This is a genomic window from Dyadobacter sp. CY327, assembly GCF_021390415.1.
Classification (GTDB): Bacteria; Bacteroidota; Bacteroidia; order Cytophagales; family Spirosomataceae; genus Dyadobacter; species Dyadobacter chenhuakuii.
The window spans coordinates 287,339-313,363 of record NZ_JAJUXJ010000001.1 but is presented as its reverse complement, the minus strand read 5'-3'; the positions used below and the strand labels follow the sequence as shown (position 1 = coordinate 313,363).

20 protein-coding genes and 1 riboswitch are annotated in these 26,025 nt (G+C 45.5%); of the genes, 11 read left to right on the top strand and 9 right to left on the bottom strand.

From position 1 onward, the window contains the following. Positions 1 to 10: 10 nt before the first annotated feature. Positions 11 to 352 (bottom strand): single-stranded DNA-binding protein, encoded by a 342-nt coding sequence (locus LZG74_RS01435; protein ID WP_233794875.1) that lies wholly within the window; start codon positions 350 to 352, stop codon positions 11 to 13. Positions 353 to 609: 257 nt separating this feature from the next. On the opposite strand from LZG74_RS01435, the gene LZG74_RS01430 reads away from it, so the two are divergent. The 3 genes from LZG74_RS01430 to LZG74_RS01420 are packed head-to-tail and all read left to right on the top strand — an operon-like array spanning position 610 to position 3,427. Next, entirely contained in the window at positions 610 to 966 is a 357-nt protein-coding gene (locus tag LZG74_RS01430; protein ID WP_233794874.1) for a hypothetical protein, read from the top strand. Between the two features lie 33 nt (positions 967 to 999). Then, the gene (locus LZG74_RS01425) at positions 1,000 to 1,875 is read left to right on the top strand and encodes an aldo/keto reductase family oxidoreductase (protein WP_233794873.1); all 876 of its coding nucleotides are present in this window, start codon (positions 1,000 to 1,002) and stop codon (positions 1,873 to 1,875) included. A gap of 31 nt (positions 1,876 to 1,906) precedes the next feature. Continuing rightward, a complete protein-coding gene (locus LZG74_RS01420) occupies positions 1,907 to 3,427 on the top strand; it encodes a GH3 auxin-responsive promoter family protein (RefSeq protein WP_233794872.1) in 1,521 nt (506 codons plus the stop codon). Here LZG74_RS01420 and LZG74_RS01415 read toward each other — a convergent pair. Next, positions 3,418 to 4,002, bottom strand: coding sequence for a hypothetical protein (locus LZG74_RS01415; RefSeq protein ID WP_233794871.1), 585 nt, complete (start codon positions 4,000 to 4,002; stop codon positions 3,418 to 3,420). The genes LZG74_RS01420 and LZG74_RS01415 overlap by 10 nt on opposite strands. A 58-nt stretch (positions 4,003 to 4,060) precedes the next feature. Beyond that, complete coding sequence (locus tag LZG74_RS01410) at positions 4,061 to 4,642, bottom strand: hypothetical protein (RefSeq protein ID WP_233794870.1); 582 nt, start codon at positions 4,640 to 4,642, stop codon at positions 4,061 to 4,063. A 139-nt stretch (positions 4,643 to 4,781) separates the two neighbouring features. On the opposite strand from LZG74_RS01410, the gene prfA reads away from it, so the two are divergent. Next, positions 4,782 to 5,855 (top strand): peptide chain release factor 1, encoded by a 1,074-nt coding sequence (gene prfA, locus LZG74_RS01405; protein ID WP_233794869.1) that lies wholly within the window; start codon positions 4,782 to 4,784, stop codon positions 5,853 to 5,855. A 54-nt stretch (positions 5,856 to 5,909) separates the two neighbouring features. Here the strand turns inward: prfA and LZG74_RS01400 are convergent, their stop codons facing one another. Further along, positions 5,910 to 6,467, bottom strand: coding sequence for a DUF255 domain-containing protein (locus tag LZG74_RS01400; protein WP_233794868.1), 558 nt, complete (start codon positions 6,465 to 6,467; stop codon positions 5,910 to 5,912). A 65-nt stretch (positions 6,468 to 6,532) separates the two neighbouring features. Further along, a complete protein-coding gene (locus tag LZG74_RS01395) occupies positions 6,533 to 7,474 on the bottom strand; it encodes a DMT family transporter (protein WP_233794867.1) in 942 nt (313 codons plus the stop codon). 80 nt (positions 7,475 to 7,554) lie between these two features. Next, a riboswitch (cobalamin riboswitch) is annotated at positions 7,555 to 7,756 on the top strand. A 76-nt stretch (positions 7,757 to 7,832) separates the two neighbouring features. Here LZG74_RS01395 and LZG74_RS01390 point away from each other — a divergent pair. Both LZG74_RS01390 and LZG74_RS01385 read left to right on the top strand, forming a co-directional pair. Next, positions 7,833 to 9,725, top strand: a complete 1,893-nt coding sequence (locus LZG74_RS01390) for a TonB-dependent siderophore receptor (RefSeq protein WP_233794866.1) — start codon at positions 7,833 to 7,835, stop codon at positions 9,723 to 9,725. 51 nt (positions 9,726 to 9,776) lie between these two features. Next, positions 9,777 to 10,859 (top strand): YncE family protein, encoded by a 1,083-nt coding sequence (locus tag LZG74_RS01385; RefSeq protein ID WP_233794865.1) that lies wholly within the window; start codon positions 9,777 to 9,779, stop codon positions 10,857 to 10,859. Positions 10,860 to 10,934: 75 nt separating this feature from the next. On the opposite strand, the gene LZG74_RS01380 is transcribed toward LZG74_RS01385, so the two are convergent. From LZG74_RS01380 to LZG74_RS01365, 4 genes are all read right to left on the bottom strand, one after another. After that, on the bottom strand, positions 10,935 to 11,675 hold the full coding sequence (locus tag LZG74_RS01380) for a M48 family metallopeptidase (protein ID WP_233794864.1): 741 nt from the start codon (positions 11,673 to 11,675) through the stop codon (positions 10,935 to 10,937). Between the two features lie 69 nt (positions 11,676 to 11,744). After that, entirely contained in the window at positions 11,745 to 13,082 is a 1,338-nt protein-coding gene (locus LZG74_RS01375; protein WP_233794863.1) for a DEAD/DEAH box helicase, read from the bottom strand. A gap of 24 nt (positions 13,083 to 13,106) precedes the next feature. Then, a complete protein-coding gene (locus LZG74_RS01370; RefSeq protein WP_233794862.1) occupies positions 13,107 to 15,749 on the bottom strand; it encodes a valine--tRNA ligase in 2,643 nt (880 codons plus the stop codon). Between the two features lie 77 nt (positions 15,750 to 15,826). Beyond that, positions 15,827 to 17,653 (bottom strand): sensor histidine kinase KdpD, encoded by a 1,827-nt coding sequence (locus tag LZG74_RS01365; RefSeq protein ID WP_233794861.1) that lies wholly within the window; start codon positions 17,651 to 17,653, stop codon positions 15,827 to 15,829. Between the two features lie 198 nt (positions 17,654 to 17,851). Between LZG74_RS01365 and LZG74_RS01360 the strand changes: the two genes are divergently transcribed. The 5 genes from LZG74_RS01360 to LZG74_RS01340 all read left to right on the top strand — a co-directional run bounded on the left by LZG74_RS01360 (position 17,852) and on the right by LZG74_RS01340 (position 25,958). Beyond that, complete coding sequence (locus tag LZG74_RS01360) at positions 17,852 to 18,628, top strand: T9SS C-terminal target domain-containing protein (RefSeq protein ID WP_233794860.1); 777 nt, start codon at positions 17,852 to 17,854, stop codon at positions 18,626 to 18,628. A 156-nt stretch (positions 18,629 to 18,784) separates the two neighbouring features. After that, a complete protein-coding gene (locus LZG74_RS01355; RefSeq protein ID WP_233794859.1) occupies positions 18,785 to 19,366 on the top strand; it encodes an adenylate kinase in 582 nt (193 codons plus the stop codon). Between the two features lie 20 nt (positions 19,367 to 19,386). Beyond that, entirely contained in the window at positions 19,387 to 20,394 is a 1,008-nt protein-coding gene (gene obgE / locus LZG74_RS01350; RefSeq protein WP_026629364.1) for a GTPase ObgE, read from the top strand. A gap of 74 nt (positions 20,395 to 20,468) precedes the next feature. Then, positions 20,469 to 23,645 carry a sialate O-acetylesterase gene (locus LZG74_RS01345; RefSeq protein ID WP_233794858.1) on the top strand — a complete coding sequence of 1,059 codons (3,177 nt, stop codon included), beginning with the start codon at positions 20,469 to 20,471 and terminating at the stop codon, positions 23,643 to 23,645. A gap of 162 nt (positions 23,646 to 23,807) precedes the next feature. Then, positions 23,808 to 25,958 carry a sialate O-acetylesterase gene (locus LZG74_RS01340; protein WP_233794857.1) on the top strand — a complete coding sequence of 717 codons (2,151 nt, stop codon included), beginning with the start codon at positions 23,808 to 23,810 and terminating at the stop codon, positions 25,956 to 25,958. Positions 25,959 to 26,025 lie beyond the last annotated feature (67 nt).

Below are 26,025 nucleotides of genomic sequence, written 5' to 3'. Positions count from 1 at the left end.
CAGCATTTATTTAAGCATTCGCCTCCTGCGGCTCTTTTCTGACAATCTCCTCCACTTTAAAAGCCACAATTTCCACCGCCCGCACCGGTTGATTATCCTTATTCATATATTGGCGATAACTAAGTTTTCCTTCCACAGACACCATTTTTCCTTTTTCAAGCATAGCTTCGCAACGCTGCGCAAGCGGTCCCCACGCAATAATTGAATGCCATGAAGTCGATTTGACCTCCTCTTTGTTCTTATTGATATAATTTTCATCCGTTGCCAGCGAAAAAATTACCGCTCTTCCGCCTTCAAACTCCTTCACATTAATTTCCCGCCCTACATTTCCGATTAGCTTTACTGAATTCATGATTTCCGTTTGTTTAAAAATGAATACTTAACCTTACAAATCGATCGTGATCAATCGACAATGCAAATGTGCTGGATCGGTGGGATACGATTCGGTTATTAACTATTTACAGTCAGGTACAAGCATTTGCAGCCGTTTGCAAACGGGTAAATCCGTTAGTTTATCGCTGAAAAAGTAATTTTGCTATATTGCACTAAGAGATCACATATGCACACTTACCGGATTCCGTAAAGCGGATCTGAATAAACGTTGACAAAATGAAGAATTGCCTGGAATGCGGGAAACCACTGATGGGGAGGGTAGATAAAAAATTCTGCTCGGATATGTGCCGGAACAGCTACAATAACCGGTTAAATTCAGATTCTTATAACATCGTCAGGACCATGAACAACCAGCTTCGGAAAAATCGCCGGATACTGGAAGAAATCTGCCCCGAAGACAAAATCAAAACAACAAAAAGCCTGCTGACAGGCAAAGGATTCGACTTTAATCTCATCACCAGCATTCGCCCAACACTCAAAGGGAACATTTACCATTTTGTGTATGATTACGGTTATCTCGAACTGGAAAACGATATTTATCTGATCGTAAAAGATAAACGTTTGGATAAATAGATATTTTTGCACCAGCATTCAAACATCCGCCTTATGAAAAAAGTTAGTTTAAGCGACTCTGGCCCCAAAGTTTCCGAAGCAATTTACGGCTTCTGGAGGTGGACAGACGAAGGTGCCCAAACCACGTCTCAAATTGAAAAAACTGTCAATCTCTGTCTGGAACTGGGTATCAACACTTTTGATCATGCCGATGTTTATGGAGATACTGCGATTGAAGAGCATTTCGGGAAAGTAGTTCAGAATAAATCTTTTAAAAGAGACGAAATCGTCTTGTTTGGCAAATGCGGGATCAGAAAATCTGCTGATAAAAACCTGACTTATTATGACACATCCCGTGACCACATTGTCAACAGCATTAACGGATCACTGAAACGCCTCAAGACGGATTATCTCGACATTTTTTTACTGCATCAAAGTGATTTTCTGGCCGATCCGGAAGAAACAGCGACAGCGCTTGCAGAAATTGTAAAGTCAGGAAAAACGAAACATATCGGCGTTGCCAACTTTACCGTTTTCCAGCATCAATTACTAGCTTCCTATTTGAGGATCCCGATCGTTACCAATCACATTGAGTTGAATTTGATGAATACGACGGCTATTGAAGATGGTCGTATCGATTTTATCAAGCAAAATTTCAGTAAGCCACTCGCATGGGCACCGCTCGCGGGTGGAAAAATTCTGAACGGAACAGAAGAAAAAGCTGTGCGCCTTAGGGCCAAACTTGATGAGATCGGTAAAAAATACGATGCAAATATCGAGCAAACTGCCGTTGCCTGGCTGATGAGACTGGGGACTCTGCCCATTATCGGCTCACTTTCGGAAACACGCATCAGAAATGGCGCAAGCGCATCGGATATAAAACTAAGCCACGAAGACTGGTACGAAATTTACCATGTTGTAAGCAAATAATGATTTTGGTCAATTAAAAGCACAACTAAGCATGGCGGTAATCGGAGAACTGATAAAAAAGGCAATTGATTTTACAGGAATGATTACCAGTGATCCTGATCCTGTCAAAGCTCAGGAAAAAGTTTTACGAAACCTGCTTGAAACTGCTAGATTGACCGCTTTTGGTAAAGCTTATGACTTTTCGGAGCTTCTGAAAGCTGATGATATTGTTGCTGCTTTTCAGGACAAAGTGCCCGTTCACGATTATGACAAAATGTTCGGTGAATGGTGGCACTATTTGCTTGAAGGCCACCAGAATGTGACCTGGCCGGGCGGACAGCGGTATTTTGCGCTGAGCAGCGGGACCACAAGTGCCAGCAAATACATTCCTGTCACTGATGATATGTTAACTGCAATCAGGAAAGCAGGCATTTCAGAAATTACGAACATTCATGCATTCAATTTACCAGGTGATTTTTTTACCAAACAAATTTTAATGCTGGGCAGCAGCACTTCCTTAATTCAGAAAGACGACCACCAGGAAGGTGAGATCAGCGGGATCAGTGCCAGTAACCTGCCGACCTGGTTTGGCGGATTTTACAAGCCGGGGAGAGAAATTGCAGATATTGCTGATTGGGACGAGCGCGTGAAAAGAATTGCAGAAGAAGCCCCAAAATGGGATATCGGATGCATTTCAGGAATTCCGGCATGGGTTGAGTTAATGCTGAAAGAGATTATCAGCCATAATAAGTTGAACAACATTCACGAAATATGGCCGAATCTGATGGTTTATACAACCGGTGGAGTCGCATTTGAGCCTTATCGGAAGAGCCTTGAACAATTATTTGCTCATCCGCTTATTTACATTGACACCTATCTGGCTTCCGAAGGGTTTATCGCTATTCAAAAAAGCCCTGATACAAGCTCCATGGCGCTTTTTCCTGATAATGGCATCTTTTATGAATTTGTGCCCTTCAATGGCGACCATGTGGATGAAAACGGTTTGGTGAAACCCGGAGCGCCTGTTTTTTCTCTGGAAAAGGCAGAGGAAAATGTCGACTATGTATTGTTATTGTCCACAGTATCAGGTGCATGGCGCTATATGATCGGCGATACGGTACAAATTACAGACAAGGCAAAAGCAGAAATAAAAATCACCGGTCGCACCAAGCATTTTCTGAATGTAGTAGGTTCGCAACTTTCAGTGAATCAGATGAATGATGCATTACGGGTTCTCGAACAAGAATATGATGTGGTGATCAAAGAATTTATCGTTGCAGCTGTCCACAGAGGAGAGGATTATATTCACAAATGGTTTTTAAGTTGTGATAAGTCACCGGATCCTATTAAAGTTGCTGAATCACTGGATAAAACGCTTCGGGAAAATAATAAGAACTATAATGTAGCGCGTGGACGTGCTTTGAAAGGGATCGAAACGGAACTGATCCCGGAAGAGATTTTCTATAAATGGAGCGAAGAGACTAAAAAACTCGGTGGGCAGGTAAAAATCCCGCGCGTGATGAAAGAAGAAGACTTTCTTGAATTTGAATCCTTTGTCAGGAATTACTCCTGATCTTCCTTTTTTTGAGCATTGAGCTGAGCAGCTTCCAGCTTTCTGACTTGCTCCATAATGTCGTCCGGTGAAAGATACAGCCGGGCGATTTTGCTTTTATATTTCTCCGACAAACTCGCGTGATTGAGTATAAAATGCTTTGTCTTAACGATATAGCTTCCTAGTCCATGATTCACTGCATAGGTGTCGGCGACTCTTTCCGCTTGCTGGATATATTTGGTTGAAAATAAATAACCAATCCCAAACCGCATCATTCCTATAACATCCCTGTTTTCATAATCCATCACATGACCCAGTTCGTGGCCTATCCAGCCAACCATAATGTCCGGCGGGATCTGGTGAATCGGGATCGCGGAAGTAGTTAACCGGAAAAGCGCACTAATATTAATGTTATAGCCCCGTTTTGTCCCAAACATCGTCCCAATTTTGGGTTGCGCCTGCATAACGGATCGCTTAATGTTGCGCTTGAAAACAAAATCAATCTGCGTTTCCCGTAACTCAGGATAAAAAGACAAAGCCTTTAAAACCTCATTCTCAATAACTTTCGGAATTGTCTTATTAATAAAAGCTTGCATGGAGAAAAGGAACAGCGATTTTTACTTTAATTCTTTAAAAAAGCATTCCGGACATAAATCAATCCTTCAACTGCTTCGCATCCAGCTTTCTGATGATGTCTTTTTTGTTGAACAATAGTCGCCATACTGCGAATGGTGTTTCGTCTTTTGGGAGGCATGATTTGCAGATGATGCTTTCTACGGGGACGGGCACATTGTAGACCAGTAATGTGTCGCTGAGTTGCTGGAGATTATCGCTGGCGACGGATTTGCTTTTGGCGCTGTAAAGATATGCGTCCAGCAATTCCCGCTCTTTTGGCGCGAGGTCCGGATTTTTAAGATCGGTCATATCCAGAAGCTCAACTTTAACACCATATTCTTTCTGCAATGCGGCAACAACCGGAATTTCGGCTAATTTCTGGCAGATTTCTCCGGCTCTTTCCGGATGCTTTTCCAATTCGTTGGCCAGCGCCTTTTCAGCGATCTTAGCGATTTTTTTACCCCAGGCATCGGCCGAATAAATAAGCTGCGTGTTGGTCACACGTTTTATTTTTGACGCATTTATTTCGTTAGACAACTCCTTCGTATTCTCAACGCGGTTTCCCGTATCGCAGCCCGTCATAAATATGATCAGCGCCACAACAACCAATATTTTTTTCATTTCCATGCACATTATAAATGGGTAACAGTATTCCAAAGCATCTAATTCACACGCCCGCCGATATCTCAGAAAACCTTCATTTATCTAAAATGCGTATCTTTGTGCCCCGAATGCGTGGTGCCAAAGATATTCAATAAAGATGATCGATAAATTAGAAGCCATAAAAGAACGTTTCGAAGAAGTTTCGCAACAAATTATACAACCGGAAATCGTTTCGGACTCTGCCCGATATTCCAAAATAAGCAAAGAATATAAGGATCTGGGAAAGATCGTGGAGCAGTATGCCCTTTATTTGAAATTACAAAAAGATATAGCCGGAACCAAAGAGCTGATCTCGACCGAAAAGGATGAAGAGCTTCGGGAAATGGCAAAAGAAGAACTGGACGACCTGACCCCAAAATTGGAGCAGCTCGAACAGGCGATCAAAGAGCTGCTTATTCCAAAAGATCCTAATGATAGCCGCAACATTATTCTCGAAGTCCGCGGCGGAACCGGTGGTGACGAAGCTGCGATATTTGCGGGCGATATGTTCAGAATGTATCAGCGATTTTTTGAAAAAATGGGCTGGCGTTCTTCTATCATGGATTTTACCGAAGGCACCAACGGCGGATATAAAGAGATTATCTGTAAAGTTGAAGGTGAGGACGTTTACGGGAAAATGAAGTTTGAATCGGGCGTACACCGCGTTCAGCGCGTTCCGCAAACTGAATCGCAGGGTCGCATCCATACATCAGCGGCCTCCGTGGCTGTGCTGCCAGAAGCAGAGGAAGTGGATGTCCAGATTAATATGAATGATGTCCGCGTAGATACATTTCAATCGTCAGGTGCTGGTGGACAGTCGGTTAACACCACTTATTCCGCGGTCCGTCTGACACACATTCCATCCGGATTAGTTGTAAGCTGCCAGGATGAGCGTTCACAGTTGAAAAATAAGGACCGCGCATTGAGTGTTTTGCGTTCGAGGCTGTACGAGATCAAACTAAAAGAGCATAACGACGCCATCAGCTCGCAAAGAAAATCAATGGTGGGAAGCGGCGACCGCTCGGATAAGATCCGCACCTACAACTACCCGCAAAGCCGCATTACCGATCACCGCATTGGCTACACAGTTTACAATCTTCCCGCAGTTATGGAAGGTGACATCGGAGAATTTATCGAAAGACTACGCATCGCAGAGAACGCAGAGCGCATGCAGGAGGGAGAGACGGTTTAGGATTTCTACCAATATAGCATCGCTCCGCGATTTTGGTTCTGCATAAATAAGAACTTACCTTCCCGTAAAAAGCAAATTGTAAGTCTTCGATTTATAAGTATCGAAGGCTTCTTTTTTGTGGTAATCTTCTCCTATGAATGTGATTACCTGATGGAATTCTTTGGGTTTCATGTAGCCGGGTAAGGGCTGGATCATGTTGAATTTATCGTCCAGGAAAACGGTGGTGGGGTAACTGGGTTGGTTGTTGGTAAGAGCTAATGCGAGTTGATGTACACCTCGCCCGCCTTCGGAGAGAAATTCGAATTTTTTGTCTCCTAATGTGATGGCTTTTTTCTGTTCTGCATCGAGCTTGACGGCGTAGTATTTGCGGTTGACGTACTCGACAACTGCTTTATTTTTGAACGTCTCGCGGTCCATCACTTTGCACCATCCGCACCAATCAGTATATACATCGATCAAAACCTTGCGGGGCTCTTGCTGAATTTTAGCGTAGGCTTCTTCAATTGTTAACCATTGAATGCCTTCCGCGGGCCTGTTTTTGTCGGATCTGAAACCCGAGGCCACTGTTAGGATGGCCAAAAACAGAAAAAATGATGCAGCTGATCTTTTCATAACTTCATTTGATTTCAATGAATGAACAAATTTCACGGTGGAATAATTGTGCTTAATGGCTGACTTTATTCCGGATCGGCTGCCATAGCGGGCTTTCTTTTTGCCAGCGAAACCATAACTCCTCCTCCTACGATCAGCAACATGCCTGCGAACATAGAGAATGAAGGAATGGCCTCTCCCATGAAAAAACCGATCAGAACTGAGAACAGAATATTGGAATAACCAATGGCAGCAACGCGCCCGGCTTTGTCAAATGTGAAGGATTGCGTCAGCATTCTCTGACCCACTAGCGCCGTCAGTCCGAGCGCCAGAAAGCCAAGCCATTGCGAAATTTGAGATGGCCAGGTGAATGTGCCAATCAGGAAATCCAGATTTTCCATAGGATAGTAAGTCCCGACGAGCATGGAAATAATGGGCATCACAATGCCGCTCAACATAAAAGAAAGGATGATGGCGCGTGAGTCATAAACAACACCTAACTGCCTGATTGACAAATAAGAAATTGCTGTTAACAATGCGTTGCCGAGCCCTAAGGCATTGTCCCGCAGCGAAATGGAAAGATCGGGCCGGAAAACGAACAGGATGCCGGTAAAGCCAACAAAAATAGCTGCCCACTCACGGGAATTGAGCGTTTCGCCGATCAGCAGCCAGGATAGCAATGCGAGGAAAATGGGATAAGTGTATTGGTATGTGGAGGCGCGGCCAAGCCCCAGTGTTTGTATCGCATAAAAAAGCATATACAACGACAATGTGCCCACAACGCCGCGGAAAATAAGCAGCCCCAGCTTGCCTCCCTGCTGCCTTACAGGACGTCGCCAAATGCTGGTGACTACAAACACAACCCCAACAATGTTCCGGAAAAATACAAGCTGTACAATGTGGAAATCACGGCCGAGCCACTTGGAAATTGCGGAGGTGAGGGAAAAGAAAAATGCCGCGCCGAGCATCAGATAAATGCCTTTTTGCGAAGAAGTTACAGTCAGATTTTGAGCAGGAGCAGCCAACAATGATCAGGATTTTGGCCAAAGATAAAGCATATCGTACAGAAGATAAAGGATATGTTACCGCGTCGGAAATCCGGCCAATTCACTACCTTTGCACCTTTGGCGCCGAAAGCTGCTTCAATGCGGCATGAAGGCTTAATAGGGAATTCCGTTGAACCGGAAGCTGTCCCCGCAACTGTGAGTCTGTTTATATTGATCCAATCCCCTATGCCACTGTTCCTCGAACGGGAAGGCCACGGACCAAAAAGACGAGCCAGGAGACCTGCCAGAAGTTGATCTATCAAATTTTGTTTTCGGAGGAAAAACAAAGCTGATAACGCTACATATTTGACACCAGGTGATTATTGACCGGAAGTTTTTTTTGGCTTTGACCATTGCAACATGGCTTTTCCGTCCGGAAATGCTCGTTGCACAGTCGGATAGCATTCGCCTGGAACCTGTTACCGTAAAGGGTTTTGTTCCTGAAAAATTCATGAGCGGGCTCAAAATCCAAAAGTTCGATTCAGCGTCTCTGAATCTTTTCCGCTTCCAGAATATCAGCGAGCTGCTTTCGCTTTACACGCCGATTGCATTCAAAAATTACGGCCCCGGTCAGCTTAATACGGCCTCTTTCCGCGGAACGTCGGCTAACCATACCGCTGTGTTATGGAATGGTTTGAACATTAATTCTCCTATCCTTGGCCAGACAGATTATTCAACCATCCCAGTTACCGGTTTTGATCAGCTTTCTGTCCAATATGGATCTGCTGCCAGCATTGTCGGCAGTGATGCCGTGGGAGGGAGTATTTTGCTGGGAAGCGCTCCATCGACCCAGCCTTTGCAGCTTTCAATCGGCCGGCAGCAGGAAAGTTTCAACAACCACCAGACCCAGGTTACAGCACGCTATGCGGCGGTGATCAGTGATCAGTGGAGCTTTTCAGGCAAGACAAATGTGTATGACGGCCGTATGAACAACGATTTTCCATACACCGAGCGAAATCAATATACTGTTTTGCCATCCACTTCTTTCCAGCGAGGTCTGGTGCAGGATTTGTTTTTCAATTCAAAAAATGATCATCAGATTTCGGCGCATGTATGGCTAACCCGTAACCGGCTCACGTTAACACCGGAAGACAAAGCTGGGCGCGAACTGACTTTAACGGAGGCTTACAGGACGATGTTACGCTATCAATTTAAAGACTTCACGATCCGCACTTCGTGGGTGAGAGACATTATTGATTATGCCAAAGGTGATTATAGTCAGCTGGACCATGCGGTAACAGACAAGTTTTCAAACCGTGTTGAACGCGATTTTCAATTCAATGCAATTCAAATTAAAGCAGGAGGCGAATGGGCACATTACCGCGCCCAGGTCGCTGGCTATGATAAAGCATTGGTGACAGAAAACAGAGGTGACATTTTTCTGTTAACGCGCTGGCAGGCCACCGCCCGACTGGTCATTTCCGGGAATTTAAGGCAGGCATTTGTAACTAAATTTGATCCGCCATTCACGCCTTCATTAGGAGCAGACTATTTTATAGTCCAAAAAGAAACCCATAATCTGAAATTAAAAGGCTCAATAGGAAGAAGTTACCGCGTGCCTACATTGAATGAACGCTTCTGGAAAGAACTCGGAAACCCGGATATCAGGCCGGAAAACGGGTGGAACAAAGAAGTTAGCCTCGAACAAAACATTGTTATCGATGCTAACCAAACATTTTCAGCTTCCCTGACGGCATATCACAACCGCATTAAGGACTGGACTTATTGGAATCCTACGCAAAGTTACCGTGTAGAAAACTTGCAGCAGGTGCTGGCGCGTGGCATTGAAGCGCAGGCTGGGTGGCGACATCAGATAAATGACTGGAAATCAGGCATCAACCTGGGTTATGCGCTCAATAAAAGCGCTCAGGAAAAAGCTTATGATGCCTATTCCTCGGATATTATCGGCAAGCAGCTTGTATTTGTGCCGATGCATTCAGGAAATTTGAATGCATTTATCCAATATAAAAATACGAGGCTCACAGGTCAGGCGCAGACGATCAGCAAGCGTTTCAGCACATTTGATAATACGCAATTTTTAGAAGGATATTCGCTCGCAAATTTGCTGGCAGAACATACTTTTGTCTGGGATAAAATAAAAATGCGGTTGCAGGGACAGATCAATAATCTGGCAAACACGTTTTATCTAAATGTAAGAAACAATGCAATGCCTGGCAGAAGCTTTGCATTAAGTTTAATTTTAATTTATGACCCGCCACATTCCGCAAAGTAATGTTTTACAAGAGGTTATGTGGCAAAAACTTTACAACTAATAAAGCAAAAAATGAAAAAACAGTTATTCAGATTAGCATCTCTTACCTCTTTGTCTCTTTTCGCATGGTCGTGTAACCAAAGCGACCCGGCTCCGAAGGGTGATTATATCCAGGGTGTTTTTGTGGTGAATGAAGGGAATTTCTCTCAAAATAACGGAGCGATCTCGTTCTTTACGAGAGAACAAACCACTGCGGAGATTGACATTTTCAACACGGCAAACGGGACTACATTGAAAGGCGGCGTGCAGGATTATGTGGCCCTGGACGCAACCGGGATCATTCTTGTGGACAATATGTCTGCCGGCCAGGATAAGGTTGAGATTGTCAACAGCAACACTTTCCAGAGAATTGCGACCATTGGCGCTCCGGAAATTGAGAATCCACGGGAAGTGGTTTTTGGGACCAACAACAAAGCATATGTGTCTTGCTGGGGAACCAATGCCGATTTCAAATTCACGACGGGTTATGTAGCTGTCGTTGATTTAGTTACCAATAAAGTGGTTGACCAAATCGAGATCACATCGGGCGGGCCGGAAAATCTGGTTTTGAATAACGGCAAGTTGTTTGTGGGAACGGTTTCCTATGGCGGCGGCACAACGTTGACGGTGATCAATACGACCACAAACGCAATTGATAAATCAATTTCATTTGAAAACGCACCAAACCCAATCGGGATTGATGCGGATGGAAAACTTTGGGTAAATGATGGCATTAAGGTCATTAAAATGAACCCTGATTCTTACAATGCAGACGCTACATTGTCATTGGGAAGCGATGCGACCAAATCTGCATCCAACTTTGCTTTCAGCCCGGATAAGAGAACGGTTTTCTTTGTTCTGTCATACTTTGATGCTGCCGGCGAACATGGAGGAACTTATAAATTCGGCATCAGCGACGCGCAGGTGAATGTTACGACGCCATTAATCAAGAGAATTTTCACAGGTTTGGCAGTTGACCCTACGCAAGGGCTTTTGTATGCAGGTGTAACGCCTTCGTTCGCGCAGGCAGGTTATGCGCTCCGTTACCGCGCAGACGGATCACTTGTTGATTCAGTAAAAGTGAATGTTGCGCCAACAGGCTTCTTCTTCAAATAAAAGAAAGCATATTCATCACAAACGAAAAAAGTCTCCTTCGCGGGAGACTTTTTTTATGTATATCACATTGAAATCCTATTTGAAGAAACCTTGCGGATCTGGCTTCCTGGCTTTTAAAAGCTCCACAAAATCAAGGTTCATCTGGTTAAAATCGAGCGATCTTCCTTTATGCAAATGCTCCCACGATTTATCAAGATCATTGAGATTATAATGTAACAAAGCCAGGTTGTATTGGCCTAATGCATAAGTAGAATCTATTGCAGTGGCCCTGTTAAGCAGTTCGGCTGCTTCATCCAGCTCTTCCTTTCGGCTTGTTATCGCGTATAATTTCAGATCAACGGTTGACAAATCGACAAGCAGCGGCACATTTTCACCCTGCAAACCAATTCCCCGGCTTAGCATTCTCTTGGCCTCCACCCAGTTTTCGCGCTGGTAGGAAATAACGCCGAGGCCCCAATATGCTTCCACATTTTTATCATTGAGCAAATGTGCGAGATTGAAGCGATAGCAAGCGGTATCCAATGCTCCTTCCTGCAAATATTCCCAAGCACGTGCGGTAAAAAAGCTGCTCGCCTCAGCGCGAGTTGTAAATGACTTGTCGCATTCACTCAAAAAACGAATTTCCTCGTCAATCTGATCAGAGGTTTTGCTGACTTCCCCAAAAAGCGGGAGTACGCGTCTTTCTTTTAAATCTAAGGGCTTTTTTTGGGCAAGGTTCGTATCTGTATTCGGTCCGGCACTCGCGAGATGGGTGTTTTGTGCAAGGCCAAATACTGGGATAAGAATAGCAAGCCAAATAACAACGGACTCTTTCATAGGTGACTTTAATAGAGAAACAGGTTTTCTATTGTCCAAGTTAAACGGTTTTATCTAAATAGTATTGCATTATTTCCGTTTACTTCTTCCGGACGAATTACGACGGTTTGACCCTCCTTTATTAGGTTGTTTCTGCGCCGGGCGATACGTTTTTTTCTTCTCGTGAAAGGCTCCCAAAAACGTCGGATCTTCCTTTCTTTTTTGGTTATCTATCTCCCTCAGCATGTCCTGGCGTTCTGTAACGGGCGTTGAAGCGACTTCCAGATCCTCAGGCAACTCCATCCGCGGGATTTCCATGCGGATCATTTTTTCGATTTTCCGTATGTGATATTCGTCGGCCATGGTCATGAATGTAATGGCCTGTCCAATGCGGTTTGCACGGCCCGTTCTGCCGATCCGGTGCACGTAATCTTCGTAAATCAGCGGAACGTCGAAATTGATGACGTGGCTTACTTCCGTGATGTCAATGCCCCGGGCTACCACGTCCGTTGCCACCATTACGCGCACGGAACCTTCTTTAAATGCTTCCATTGCATTGGTTCTCGTGTTCTGTCCTTTGTTGGCATGGATTACTTTCAATTCATCCTCACGCACCACCCTATCTAGCAGATTCTGATGGACCAATCCGGCAACTTCCCGGCTCCTCGTAAAAATCAAGACGCGGTTGAATGCTTCCCGATCTTTCAGTAAATGAGTCAAAAGATTAATTTTCGTTCGGAAATTGGGCAATTCGTAAATGGACTGGGAAACCATTTCGGCCGTTGTGGCCTGAGGTGTTACTTCAATGCGCGTTGGGAATTCGAGAAATTCGAAGGACAGCCTTTCCACTTTATCCGAGAATGTGGCTGAGAAAAGCATATTCTGCCTTTTTGTGGGAATGATTTCGAGCAATTTCCGGATCTGCGGCATGAAGCCCATGTCCATCATTTTGTCGGCTTCGTCCAGGATCATCACATTCAGATGCTTGACAATGACCTCTTCCTGAAAATAAAGATCCATGAACCTGCCGGGCGTGGCCACAATGATGTCAACGCCTTTCCGTATCGCCTCGATCTGTGCCTTTGCTCCTACTCCACCGAAAAGCACAACTGTACGGATGTCGGTGTATTTGCTCAGCTGCGCGATGGCTTCTGAAATTTGCATGGCCAGCTCGCGCGTAGGAGCCATAATTAATGCCCGGGCGTGCTCGCCCTGGGCATATTTGATCCGCATTAAGAGCGGCAATGTATAAGCGGCGGTTTTGCCTGTGCCTGTTTGGGCTATGCCCAGAATGTCCTGTCCGGATAAAGCAAGCGGAATAGCCTGTTCCTGGATGGGCGTTGGCTCGGTGTATCCCGCTTCTTCAATGGCATTGAGTAATTGACGATTAAGCTTGAATTGCTCAAATTTGTTTTGCGTAGTCTGCATCGCGCAAAGGTACGAAAACTACCACTAACCCAACCTTGCAAGCGCTTCTTTCAATGTTTCCAGCTTGGCTTCGGCATCCGCCTGCTTCTGCCGTTCCTTCTCCACAATGTCGCCTTTTGCATTTTGGACAAAGCGTTCGTTGGATAATTTCTTGATCACCGAATCCAGAAACCCTTGCGTGTATTCCAATTCGCGTTGCAGGTTTTCACGCTCCGTTTCCACATCGAGCTCATCCGCCAGGTTTACAAAAAACTCATCCGATTTCACCCGGAATGCAGTTCCTTCACCTTCGTCGGTCACATAGCCAATGTTCTCAACATTCGCCAGTTTTAGTATTAATGGCTCCAATCCCGAGTAACGCGCCTGGTTATCCGTGCGTATAGCCAGTGGAAGCGCAATTTTTGGACTAATATTCTTTGCATTCCTTAAATTCCGGATCGAAGATATCACTTCAAAAAGCACTTCAAAATCATTCAGCAGTGACTGATCAATGTTGCCGGCTTGCGGGAATGGAGCAATGCAAATGGAATCCTTTTCTTTTCTTTCAATAATATTCTGCCAGATTTCTTCTGAAATAAATGGCATGAACGGATGCAAAAGGCGCATTAACCGGTCGAAAAATTCCAATGTTGCATCGTAAGTCTGCTTATCGATCGGCTGCTCGAAGCCAGGCTTGATCATTTCCAGATATTGCGCGCAGAAATCATCCCAGATCAGTTTATAAACCGAGTTAAGGGCATCCGAAATGCGGAATTTGGAGAAATGATCCTGCACTTCCAGAATGGTCTGGTTCAGTTTACTTTCAAACCACCGGATCGCCAATTGCGAACCCGCGGGCGCTGATATGCTGTCGGAAACCTGGAAACCTTCAACCAAACGGAATGCATTCCATATTTTATTACCAAAATTCCTTCCTTGCTCAACCAACTTATCATCATAAGGAAGGTCATTGCCTGCCTGTGAGCTGAAAAGCATGCCCGTACGAATGCTATCGGCACCATACTGGTTGATCAGATCGATCGGATCGGGCGAGTTGCCGAGTGATTTCGACATTTTTCGCCCTTGCTTATCCCGTACAATTCCCGTGAGATAAACATTCTTAAACGGATACTGTCCTTTGTATTCATATCCCGCAATGATCATCCGCGCCACCCAGAAAAAGAGAATTTCGGGTGCAGTAACCAAGTCGTTGGTAGGATAATAATAGTTAATGTCCGCATTATCCGGCTCCTTAATGCCGTTGAAAACAGTAATCGGCCACAGCCAGGCTGAAAACCAGGTGTCCAAAACATCCGGGTCCTGCTCAATGTCCTCTTCTGTCAATGCGAATAGCTGATATTCATGCTGCGCTTTATGCAATGCATCGCGCTTGGATTTTGCTATAATGGTCGTTCCGTCTTTCAAATAATAAGCCGGAATGCGGTGGCCCCACCAAAGCTGACGGCTGATATTCCAATCATGAACATTCTCCATCCAGTGCCGATACGTGTTCTTGAACTTGGCAGGAATCAGCTGCACCGTGTCATTCATGACATTTTCCAGTGCAGGCTTGCTGATTTTATCCATTTTTAAAAACCACTGCTCCGAAAGCCGCGGCTCGATCACCGAATTGGTCCGCTCGGAATGGCCTACATTGGATTTATATTCTTCTGTTTTAACCAGATTACCCGATTCTTCGAGCAGCTTAATGATCTTTTTACGCGCTACGAAGCGATCTTCACCAACCAAAATCTGAGCCTTCTCATTCAATGTGCCATCTTCATTGAGCAGATCGATAACCGGCAGATCGTGTCTTTTGCCCAACACATAATCGTTCGCATCGTGCGCAGGCGTCACTTTCAAACAGCCAGTTCCGAATTCCATCTCCACATATTCGTCGGCAATGATCGGAATGGTGCGGTTGATCAGCGGGATAGCAACTTGCTTACCGATCAAATGCTTGTAACGCTCGTCGTGCGGGTTTACGCAAATGGCGACGTCAGCCATAATGGTTTCCGGACGCGTGGTGGCAATAATGATCGCTTCGTCCGTAAGCGCTTCGCCGATTTCATCTACAAGGGGATATTTCAGGTAAACCAATTTTTGATTCACCTCCTTCATGATCACTTCTTCATCCGAGACCGTCGTCCGTGCCTGCGGGTCCCAGTTCACCATGCGGTGACCGCGGTAAATGTCTCCTTTATTATAGAGGTCAATAAAAACGTCGATAACCGAATCGTACAAATCAGGCTCCATCGTGAAGCGCGTGCGATCCCAGTCGCAGGAAGCGCCCAGCTTACGCAATTGTTGGAGGATAATGCCGCCATACTTATGCGTCCATTCCCAGCAATATTCTAAAAACTCGTCGCGGGTAAGGTCACGTTTGTTGATACCGCGTTCTTTGAGCATCGCAACCACTTTGGCTTCCGTGGCAATAGAAGCATGGTCGGTTCCAGGCACCCAGCAGGCTTCTTTGCCTTCCATACGGGCTTTCCGGATCAGAATATCCTGTATCGTATTATTGAGCATATGCCCCATATGCAGCACGCCCGTTACATTTGGGGGAGGAATTACGATTGAGTAAGGTTCCTTATCAGGATTTGGTTTTGAATTGAAGAACTTGTTTTCAATCCAGTAGGAATACCATTTATCCTCTATTTCCTGGGGGGCATATGTTTTGGAAATCATTGTATAATCTGAAATTTCCCGCAAACCGCGGTTGGTCATCTAAAAAGATGGCAAGTTAGGCGTTGCCGACGAAATTTCTAAACTAATTGTTCCTCTTTGCTAATGGGCAGCCAGACTGTAAATGTGCTGCCTTCGCCTGGTTTGCTTTGCACGTGAACGGTTCCATCATGCGCTTCCACCATTTTTTTAACATAGCTCAATCCCAGCCCGAAACCCTTCACATCATGCACATTACCGGTGGGAATGCGGTAAAATGTATCAAAAATGCGGTGCTGCTGTTCCCGGCCCATGCCAATTCCGCTGTCGGAAATGGCAATGTTAATGCCATCATTCTCATTCCAGGTCCTGATGCGGATGTGCAGTTTCTCAGGCGAGTATTTGATAGCATTGTCAATCAGGTTATTAAGGACATTTGAAATGTGAATTTCATCGCCTGAAACCACTTCATGCGTCGCTTCGAAATCCAGATCGATCTCACCGTCGCGCTGCTCTATCTGGACACTCTGCGCATTTAAAGCTTTACCGATCAGGTCGTGCACATCCGCCTGGCTGATCTTTAATTTAACATGTCCTTTATCAAGAAGCGCCATTTGCAACACTTTTTCGACATGCGTTCCCAGTCTTTTATTTTCTTCCTTAATGATGCCCAGATACCGGTCGAGCCTCGAACCGATTGCGGCCTGCTGGATCGCCGACGAGTTTTCCTGCGCCATTTCCGCTGCCAATGCAATGGTTGAAATCGGCGTTTTGAACTCGTGGGTCATGTTATTGATAAAGTCATTTTTAATGTCGGAAAGCTTCTTCTGACGCAAGATTGTAGTAACCGCCATGTAAAAGCAGGCCATAATGACGATTATCAAGATCCCAGAACCACCAAACATTACTCCCATATTGCTCAGAATGTACTTTTGCTGATCAGGGAAGTATACATATAAAGAATTAGGTGCATTAATAGTCTCACTGGGAAAAAGATCCGCTTTGTAAGACTTTTCTTCCCATTCCCTCGGCCTGAGGCTTGCCGTGGAAAAGATCAGGCTGTTGTCTGACCGGCCCCTCACGGCAAATTCGTAGGGTAGCGTGATGCCGCTTTCAACAAATTCCTTTTTTAATAATGTATCCAGCAAGAAACGGTTAACGCGCTGCTCAATAGGTCTTTTGGTATAAATAAAATCCTTCATTACCTCTTTCAGCAATGATGCCCGATCGGGTTCTGCATCGCTGATCACAGCATTAGTGGTTTTGCCGTTTTTTCTTGACTCGGGAATAGCCACCTGGCGGTTTGCGATCCTTCTCTGAGATGAATCGGGATACATTCCATTGCCTGTCTGATATTTCTTGGCATCACTATCCTGCATTCCCCTGAATGCATTGCCCAGGCGCCTTTCGTCGTCTAATCTTCTGCGCATGAATTCGTCAATTCCGGCTGCGCCGTATTGCTGAGCCTGGAAAAATTCTTCCATAATCTGCTGCTGGTGCTCCACCATCACCCGGAAATTGGGGCTGAGCACATCCGTAGGAACGGCTTCGGTAATGATCTGATAATGAATTTCCTCGCCATTGGGCCCGATTGCGATCTCCATGCGGGGCTGCGTTCGCTGAGCGAGCTCACGGGCAGGTTTGGTTTTGACCGCCGGCGTCTTTTTGATGGGCGTATGCCGCAGCTGGGTAATACGGTTCAGCTTGCTTTTCTGTTGTTCGGTTTCAATCCTACGTTGCAGCAGATACATCATTTCCTGCTTTTCGAGACGATGCACCACTTGCTGTACAGACTCTGAAACCTTTTGGTTGAACTGCTCATTGCGGATTGCAATCGCCTCACGGATCCAATACCATTGAAATCCAATAAGGCCTATGAGCGCAATGCACATTAAGCCGACTATTATCTGAATTTTCCTCTTCGTCATAAATTTAGATTCTCCGGTGCAACGCGCACGCCATATCCACCGACATTCTTGCTGAAAACAAATTTAACGTATCCGCCCCGGTCAATCTTGTTTTTAACAAAATTTAACACCCACTGAAAATCGCTTCTGATAATTTTGTAATTCATTCATACACATAACCTAATCTCACTTATGAGGACTTCTTTTTTAAACAAAATCATGTTGTCATTGCTGCTTACCGGCGCAACTGCAATGTTAGCACAGGCACAGGAAGATAAACCGGAAAAACCCGGAAAGGAGGAAAAGGCAACCATTCGAATCAAGGTTACCGGGGAAAAGGATGGCAAAACGGAGAGCAAGGAGCGGAGTTATCGCGTGGGCGCTATGACGGACGACGAACGGGATAAGTTTGTGGACAAAGTCCTGGACTCATTAGGTGTTGATAAAAAGAAAAATAACCAGATGGTTTCGGTGACCATTGATGACGGCGATGAGGATATGGTCGCAAAAAAACGGCGCAAGGTGATCATTGACCACCGCGATGACCGGGAGCCGCTGGCTTACCATTGGAAAGGCGATTTTTCCAATGATTTTGAATTCAATACCGAGAATCTCAAAAAGCATATGCGGACTTTTGAAAACGAATGGAAACCAAAGACCAAAATGCTTATGCGTGATATGGAGCATTTTGGAAATGAAATGGGTGAATTCTGGAATAAGGAAGTCGTGAAACCGGCAAGCGTGCGTTCGCTGACTGCTTATACAAATAATCCTGATAATGGTGTCCTGAACCTTAAATTCGGCGTTCCGCAAAAAGGCGATGTGAGTGTAATTGTTACAGATACAAAAGGAAAAGAAGTCGGAAAGAAAGAAATCAAGGACTTTGAGGGTGAGTTTGTGGGGCAGGTTGAATTAAAGAAAAATACAAAAGGAACCGTTTTCGTAACCGTTGTCCAAAATGAAGACGGAGCCGTCAAACGGGTCGTTATTCCCTGATTTATTCTAAAAAATATTCCATGTCCTCCTGATTTTAAGCCATCAGGAGGATTTTTTATTGTAAAAATACTACTAACTATTAGGCTAGCATTTATTTAGAATTGTAAATTTGCCGAAAAACACCATTCCACCGCGACATCAATTTTTTTTGCAACTATGCTGAATCTTATACTGTTTGGCCCTCCGGGTGCAGGTAAAGGCACTCAAAGTGAAAATATTATTGCTAAATACAAACTGATACACCTTTCGACAGGTGATCTGCTGCGTTCAGAAATCCAGGCAGGATCAGAATTGGGCCTTCAAGCAAAAACATTGATGGATCAGGGCATTTTGGTTCCTGACGAGGTGGTGATCGGCATGATCGACAATAAGCTGAAAGAGCACCGGGATGCTGCCGGCTTTATCTTCGACGGATTCCCGCGGACTGTAAAGCAATCGGAGGCGCTTGACCAGCTTCTGGCCAGCTACAATGAAAGTATTTCTGTAATGATTGCACTGGTTGTAGACGATAATGAGCTGCTTGCTCGTTTGCTTAACCGTGGAAAGACTTCCGGCCGTCCTGATGACCAGAATGAAGAACTGATCAGCAAACGCATTCAGGAATATAACAGCAAAACCAAACCGGTTGCTGACTATTACCAGGAACAAGGCAAATTTGTCGCGATCGACGGAATTGGTGAGATTGATTTCATTTTTGGAGAAATTACCAAAGCAATTTCGACGGTTACCATTAAATAATTTACTCATTCACTATACACATGGCTTCCTCCAACTTTATTGATTACGTCAAAATTAATGTGCGCTCCGGTTCTGGTGGTGCGGGTTCACTGCATTTCAGAAGGGAAAAACACGTTGAAAAAGGCGGGCCGGACGGCGGCGACGGCGGACGCGGCGGTCACGTAATCCTGAAAGGGAATAGCCAGCTATGGACATTGCTCCACCTGAAATACACCAAGCACATCAAAGCCTTTGACGGAAAAGGCGGCGAAGGCGGAAGACGTTCAGGCTCGATCGGTAAGGACATTATCCTCGAAGTGCCGCTAGGCACCATCGCCAAAAATGCCGAAACCGGTGAACAACTTTTTGAAATTACGGAAGACGGTCAGGAAGTGATCTTGCTGAAAGGCGGTCGCGGTGGAATGGGTAACGACCATTTCAAATCAGCCACGAATCAGACTCCGCAACATGCGCAGACAGGAGAAGCTGGCCTCGAAGCCTGGATTATCCTGGAATTGAAGGTGTTAGCAGATGTTGGCCTTGTTGGTTTCCCAAATGCAGGCAAGTCCACATTGCTTTCCGTTGTTTCGGCTGCACGGCCGGAAATCGCTGATTATCCTTTCACTACATTGGTGCCCAACCTGGGCGTAGTTTCTTACCGGGACTACAAATCCTTCGTGATGGCCGACATTCCCGGCATTATCGAAGGCGCATCACAAGGAAAAGGCCTTGGGTTGCGTTTTTTACGACACATAGAAAGAAATTCCATCTTACTGTTCATGGTTCCGGCTGACAGTGAAGACATTAACGCCGAATACGAAACATTGCTCCAAGAGTTAAGAATATACAATCCTTCCCTTCTCGATAAGAGTCGCATTCTCGCGATCTCAAAAACTGACGTTCTTTCCGAAGAGGAACGCGCCGATTTAAAATCACAAATTCCAGCATCCATACCCAGTATTTTCATTTCTGCAATTACCCAAGAAGGAATTGAACAATTGAAAGATCAGATATGGAACCTCATCAATTTGCCGTTGTCCGTAAAATAATATTTTCTTGAAACAGGCAACCAATTGATGCAATTTGTGTGTCTAAGGAGTTATTCTAATGAATTATATTACTCATGAAGCACTATCTACCATACTTGTTCTGGGTAGGATTAATCTTTCTTTCGTTCACCTCTTCTGCACAAGTAAACATTGACTTTCCAACAGATCGAGCTGTCTTTCAACGGGATAAGGGCAATCGCGCCAACATTTACATTTCAGGCACATACACAAAAATCACTACACGCATTGACGCGCGGCTAGAAGCCATCAACGGGCAAGGGATCTCCACTGACTGGAAAGAAATTTCGAACAATCCGCAGGGTGGCTTGTACACAGGCGCCATCGAAGGGACAGGAGGCTGGTATACACTTTATGTACGCGCTTTCAATGGCGACCAGCAGCTCGGTGAACCTGCCCGGATAGACCATGTAGGCATAGGCGAAGTGTTTATTATTGCCGGCCAGTCCAATGCAGAAGGTTTCGAACATTTCGGTTCACAAGGTGCGCAGGACGACCGTGTAAGCACCGTAAACAGACTCTATAATCAGCCTTTTCCTGAGACTTATGACCGTCATCCACAATTTTCTCACCTAGATGCGGAGACAAAGATCAGCCCTCGTGGACAGTCTGCATGGAGCTGGGGACGGCTTGGCGATCAGCTTGTTAACAAACTCCAGGTGCCCGTTTTATTCTTCAATGTAGCCTGGACAGGAACTGCGGTCCGGAACTGGAAAGAGAGTATAGATGGACCGACACAATCCGTATATGCGGCAGTCAATTATGAACCATTCGGAATGCCATATGGAAATCTTCGGAATGTTATTCAGCGCCTGACGCCCATCACTGGGTTAAGAGGGATTCTCTGGCAACAAGGCGAGTCTGATAACTATGCACCATCAACAACTACCGATTCCTATTTCAACGATCTAAAAAAAGTGATTGAAACCAGCAGAAACGATGCTGGTGAAAACATTTCGTGGGTTGTCTCAATTACTTCTTATGATAACCGGCTCGGGGCAACTTCCCGTGTTACGGACGGACAGCAACGGGTTATCAATAATGTCCCTAACGTATTCCAGGGACCGAACACAGATTTGCTCCAAATCCCACGTCCGGCAGAAGGTGAAGGCGTTCACTTCAAGGATGACGGGCTGAGGCAGCTGGGCGATGCCTGGGCGCAGCAACTGAACGATAACTTTTTTGCAAACTCAAACCCATACCAAGGCGTTAGGCCGTTAAGGGTAAGCGCATCCTGCGCTGGCAATGGTAACCTCAACCTGGAGGCCGACAATGTTGGTCTTTCCCAATTCAGCTGGAGCAATGGTTCGAATTCAAGCAATACCCAGGTTGGAAACGGCACGCATAGCGTGAGCGCCCGCGATGGAAAAGGACGTTATATCTTCTCTCCGAATATCAGGATCAATGACAACATTCAACCTAATAAGCCGATTATACAGCTTGAAGGAAGCAATCCGGTTTGCCTTGGAAACACCGCGACATTGATATCCAACACTTCTGAAAACATCAGATGGAGCAACGGCTCCACCAGCGATCGCGTGCCTGTGACCACAGGTGGAGAATATTTTGTTACAACCAGAAATTTTTATGGCTGCGAATCGACGTCCGACAAGATTACAATGACGGTTTCCACTTCGCCCCTGCCACCAAAACCAAAGATCGCGGCCTCGGGCGTGCTCGAATTCTGCGATGGTGGCGAAGTAAGCCTTACTTCCGACTCAAAGTTGAAAAATGCCTGGTCAAACGGCGGAAACACATCGACCATTGTCGTAAAATCTTCCGGTGAATATCGGGTAAGAGCATTGGATGAAGTTGGGTGTTATTCCCCTGATTCTGATCCTGTTAATATTAAGGTTAATGCATTACCGCAAAAGCCTGTGGTTGCTTTGAGCGGCAACACTACTTTTTGCCAGGGTGAGAATTTGATCATGACTTCCAACTATGATAGCGGGAACATATGGAGCACAGCCGCAACTTCAAAAGCGATTACGGTGACTGCCTCAGGCACATTCTCTTTGAAACAGCGTGATTCCAATGGCTGTGAATCAACTTCGGACGAGATAGCGGTGAAAGTAAATGCTCTTCCTGCAACACCAGCCATCACTGCACTTCGCCCAACCACATTCTGCCTCCGGGATTATACGACATTAAGAAGCAGCGAAGCGTTCTCTTATGTGTGGAGCAACGGCGAAACCGGCAGGGAAATCGAGATCCGCAATTCCGGTAATTTTACAATTGCTGCGAAAGATGAAAACGGTTGTGTTTCTCCGGTGTCACCCGTGGTAAGGGTTGTGGCGAATGTTCTTCCTGAAACGCCAACAATCCGCGCTGACGGCCCTACGGTTTTCTGCGCAGACCTTAGCGTTAATCTGCAATCGTCACCGGCGGCGGCGTTCCTATGGAGCAATGGCGCTTCGACACAATCATTGAAAGTGACCACGCCCGGAACATTCTCCGTGCAAACGATCAACGAGTTCCAATGCTTTTCTGATCCCAGTAACCAGATCACAACAGAAACACTTGCCCTGCCGCCAGCTCCGAATATTGCTGCGGAAGGCGCCACTACTTTCTGCGACGGTGACTTTGTGGTGTTGAAGGCAACATTAGGAAATACTTTCTTTTGGAACACCCTGGAAGAAGGCGAAAGCATTCAGGCAGATACAACGGGCAACTATGCCGCCAGGGTCCGGGATGAAAAAGGCTGTTACTCACCATTCTCAAGATCAATCCAGGTGGATGTAAAGCCTACGCCTACGCGGCCGACCATTAAGCAGATCGGTGTGTTTACGTTGCTGGCAGAAAACAATTTAAATTCAGGAGATCACGTCTGGAAGCTTAACGGACAGGAACTGACCGAAAACGGAACAACATTGAAAGCGATCCAGTCGGGAAGTTATGTAGTTAATAATACGGTAATTTACAGCCCGACGTTAACTTGTTTTTCAGATTTTTCTGATCCCTTCAGTTTTATTGCAGATACCCGGAATCCAGGTTTCGTTACTTATCCAAACCCGGTTGTCGACGGCAAGATCACTATTGAAACATTACAAAACCTGAATAACGCCGAAGTTCAGATCATCGACAGCCGCGGGGTTATTCACAGAACCTTCACAGTAAAGAAATTTGACAGTCAGCAATTCTTTAATATCCAGGGCTTATCAAGTGGTTTGTACGTGGTGCGGATTGTTTCAGTGGCGTTTACTGCATCCCAGAAGCTGATAATCGTTCAGTAAACGGTCGTAGCGCCAGTGATGTAATCAAAAAAACGGAATAGTGATATTTTAGCAAAAATAATCATTTACATTTGTGACCGTTTTGTAATGGCGCACACGCCGAAGTTGAATAAATCCAACATCCATCAGATATACAAATTTTTACCCTGTTTAAGAATTCCAATGCGTTATAGAATTATTCTCCCGGTTGTGGCAAAGGCATTGCTGTTAATCAGTATTATATCTTCAACAGCTTTCTCGCAAATCCGAATCACTTCACCGGCTTTCCAGGCTGTATATCAGCAAAGTGTTAGGGGGCAGAGAGAGATAACCGTTACAGGAACATTTACTGTCCCGATGGACAAAGTTGAAGCCCGCGCCGTGCCCGTAGTGGAAGGTCAGGGCTTTCCGACACCTTGGGAAACTTTGCAGCAAGCTCCGAAGGGCGGCGTTTTTAAAGGAAATATTACATTAATGGGTGGCTGGTATTCGCTCGAAGTCCGTGGACTTTCAGATGGAAAAGTTGTTGGCCGCGACATTCTTTCCAGGTTAGGCGTAGGCGAAGTTTTTATCATCGCAGGACAGTCTAATGCACAAGGATTAAAGAAATATCCGGGACCATCCGCTCAGGATGACCGCGTTATGTATATTTCAAACTATAACAATGACGATGTCGATCGTTTGACCGATCCTGTCCCACCCGCTTTTTCTAAAATATCAAGAGACCTTGGAATAATGTCTCCGAGAGGCCAGTCGGCATGGTGCTGGGGCGTATTGGGTGATTTGCTGGTTGCGAAACTGAATGTTCCGATATTGTTCATCAATGCAGCCTGGGAAGGAACTTCCATCGAGAACTGGGCGAGCAGCGCAAAGGGTTTAACTACAAAAAATAAATACGGCGGTTTCGTCTATCCTCCCCAAATGCCATTTGCCAACCTGAGAATTGCTGCAAGAAATTATGGCAATCAATATGGTGTGAGAGCGGTGTTGTGGATGCAGGGAGAAACGGATGCTTTGTTTAAAACTCCTGCGGCGTCTTACCGTGAAGATCTTCAATTCATTATGAACAGGTTGGGTGCTGAAACGGGGGACAAGCGCATTACCTGGGTTATTGCCCGGACTTCCAGAACGTCGGCGGGTGACAGGATCCCTTCTACAATAAATCCTGAGATCATTGCTGCTCAGAATGCCGTTTTAGATACACGTTTTAATCCTACATATCCTGGACCTGAAACGGACCCACTAGTTCCCAACCGCGGTGATAACACGCACTTTGTTGGAGAAAGCCCATCGGATTTTGAGGGTACTAACCGGGCGCTTACGATCCTGGCAAATGCCTGGAATGAAAGCCTTGATGCTAACTTTTTCTCAACGGCTACGCCAACGAACCCTGCTCCAATCCCTGATATCGAAGCAGCTTGTGTAACTGAAAATAATGCTGTTACCATCACTTTACCAACCGGTTTCGCTTCGTACCAATGGACGAACGGCGCCACCGGCAACAGCATTACGGTTTCTGATGCAGGAACTTACCGCGCAACCGTAAAGGATAATGCTGGCAATTCAATTTTAACTTCTGTTGTTGTGCTGGATAATGGTGCAAAACCAGTTCAGCCGACGATTCAGCAACAGGGCGATCAGCAGGCTTGTTTTGACTCTCCTTTCCAATTCTCCGTGGCTGATGGAACGGACATTTACAGCTGGTACAAACAAGGATCAAACACAGTGGTGGCAACCGGCGCAACTGCACAGATTGCGGAAAGCGGTAATTACTATGTGAAGGGAAGAAATATCTTCGGCTGTGTTTCTGAAAATTCAGCCGCTTCTTCGCTCGTCATCAGACCTGAAATTCCTAAACCGGTTATTGAACCGTCAGGCCCTTTCAGCATTATGGCTTCCATACCGGCAGATCTGGATGCGAAATTCCTGTGGCGCAGGCCGGGAACAGAGTCGGATACGACTGCTAACCTGATCAAAATTCTGAAAACCGGCGAGTACTCGGCAAGAGCACAAGTGGTTTTCCAGCTTGGCGATGATTTGCTGACTTGCTATTCAGACACGGCTTCCCGCGAGTTCAAAACGAATGAGCAAAACGAAGTTGTGATCTACCCGAATCCAAGCGAAGGCAATTATGTTTATATCGAGTCAAGAGACAACATCCGCAATGCAGCCGTAACGATCTTTGACATTTATGGAAGGGTGATCAGAACAACGACACCAAGACTTCTGGACAGCCGCATTGAAATTGATACAAGATATCTGCCGACAGGTAAATACATTCTGAGAGTAACCGGCGAGGGTCAAAGCCTTACCAAGCAGATTGTGATCCGATAAGGTTCAAACCTCCTATTTTTTGTTCATAAGCCCCGGCCATCCGGGGCTTATTTAGTATCATACTAAT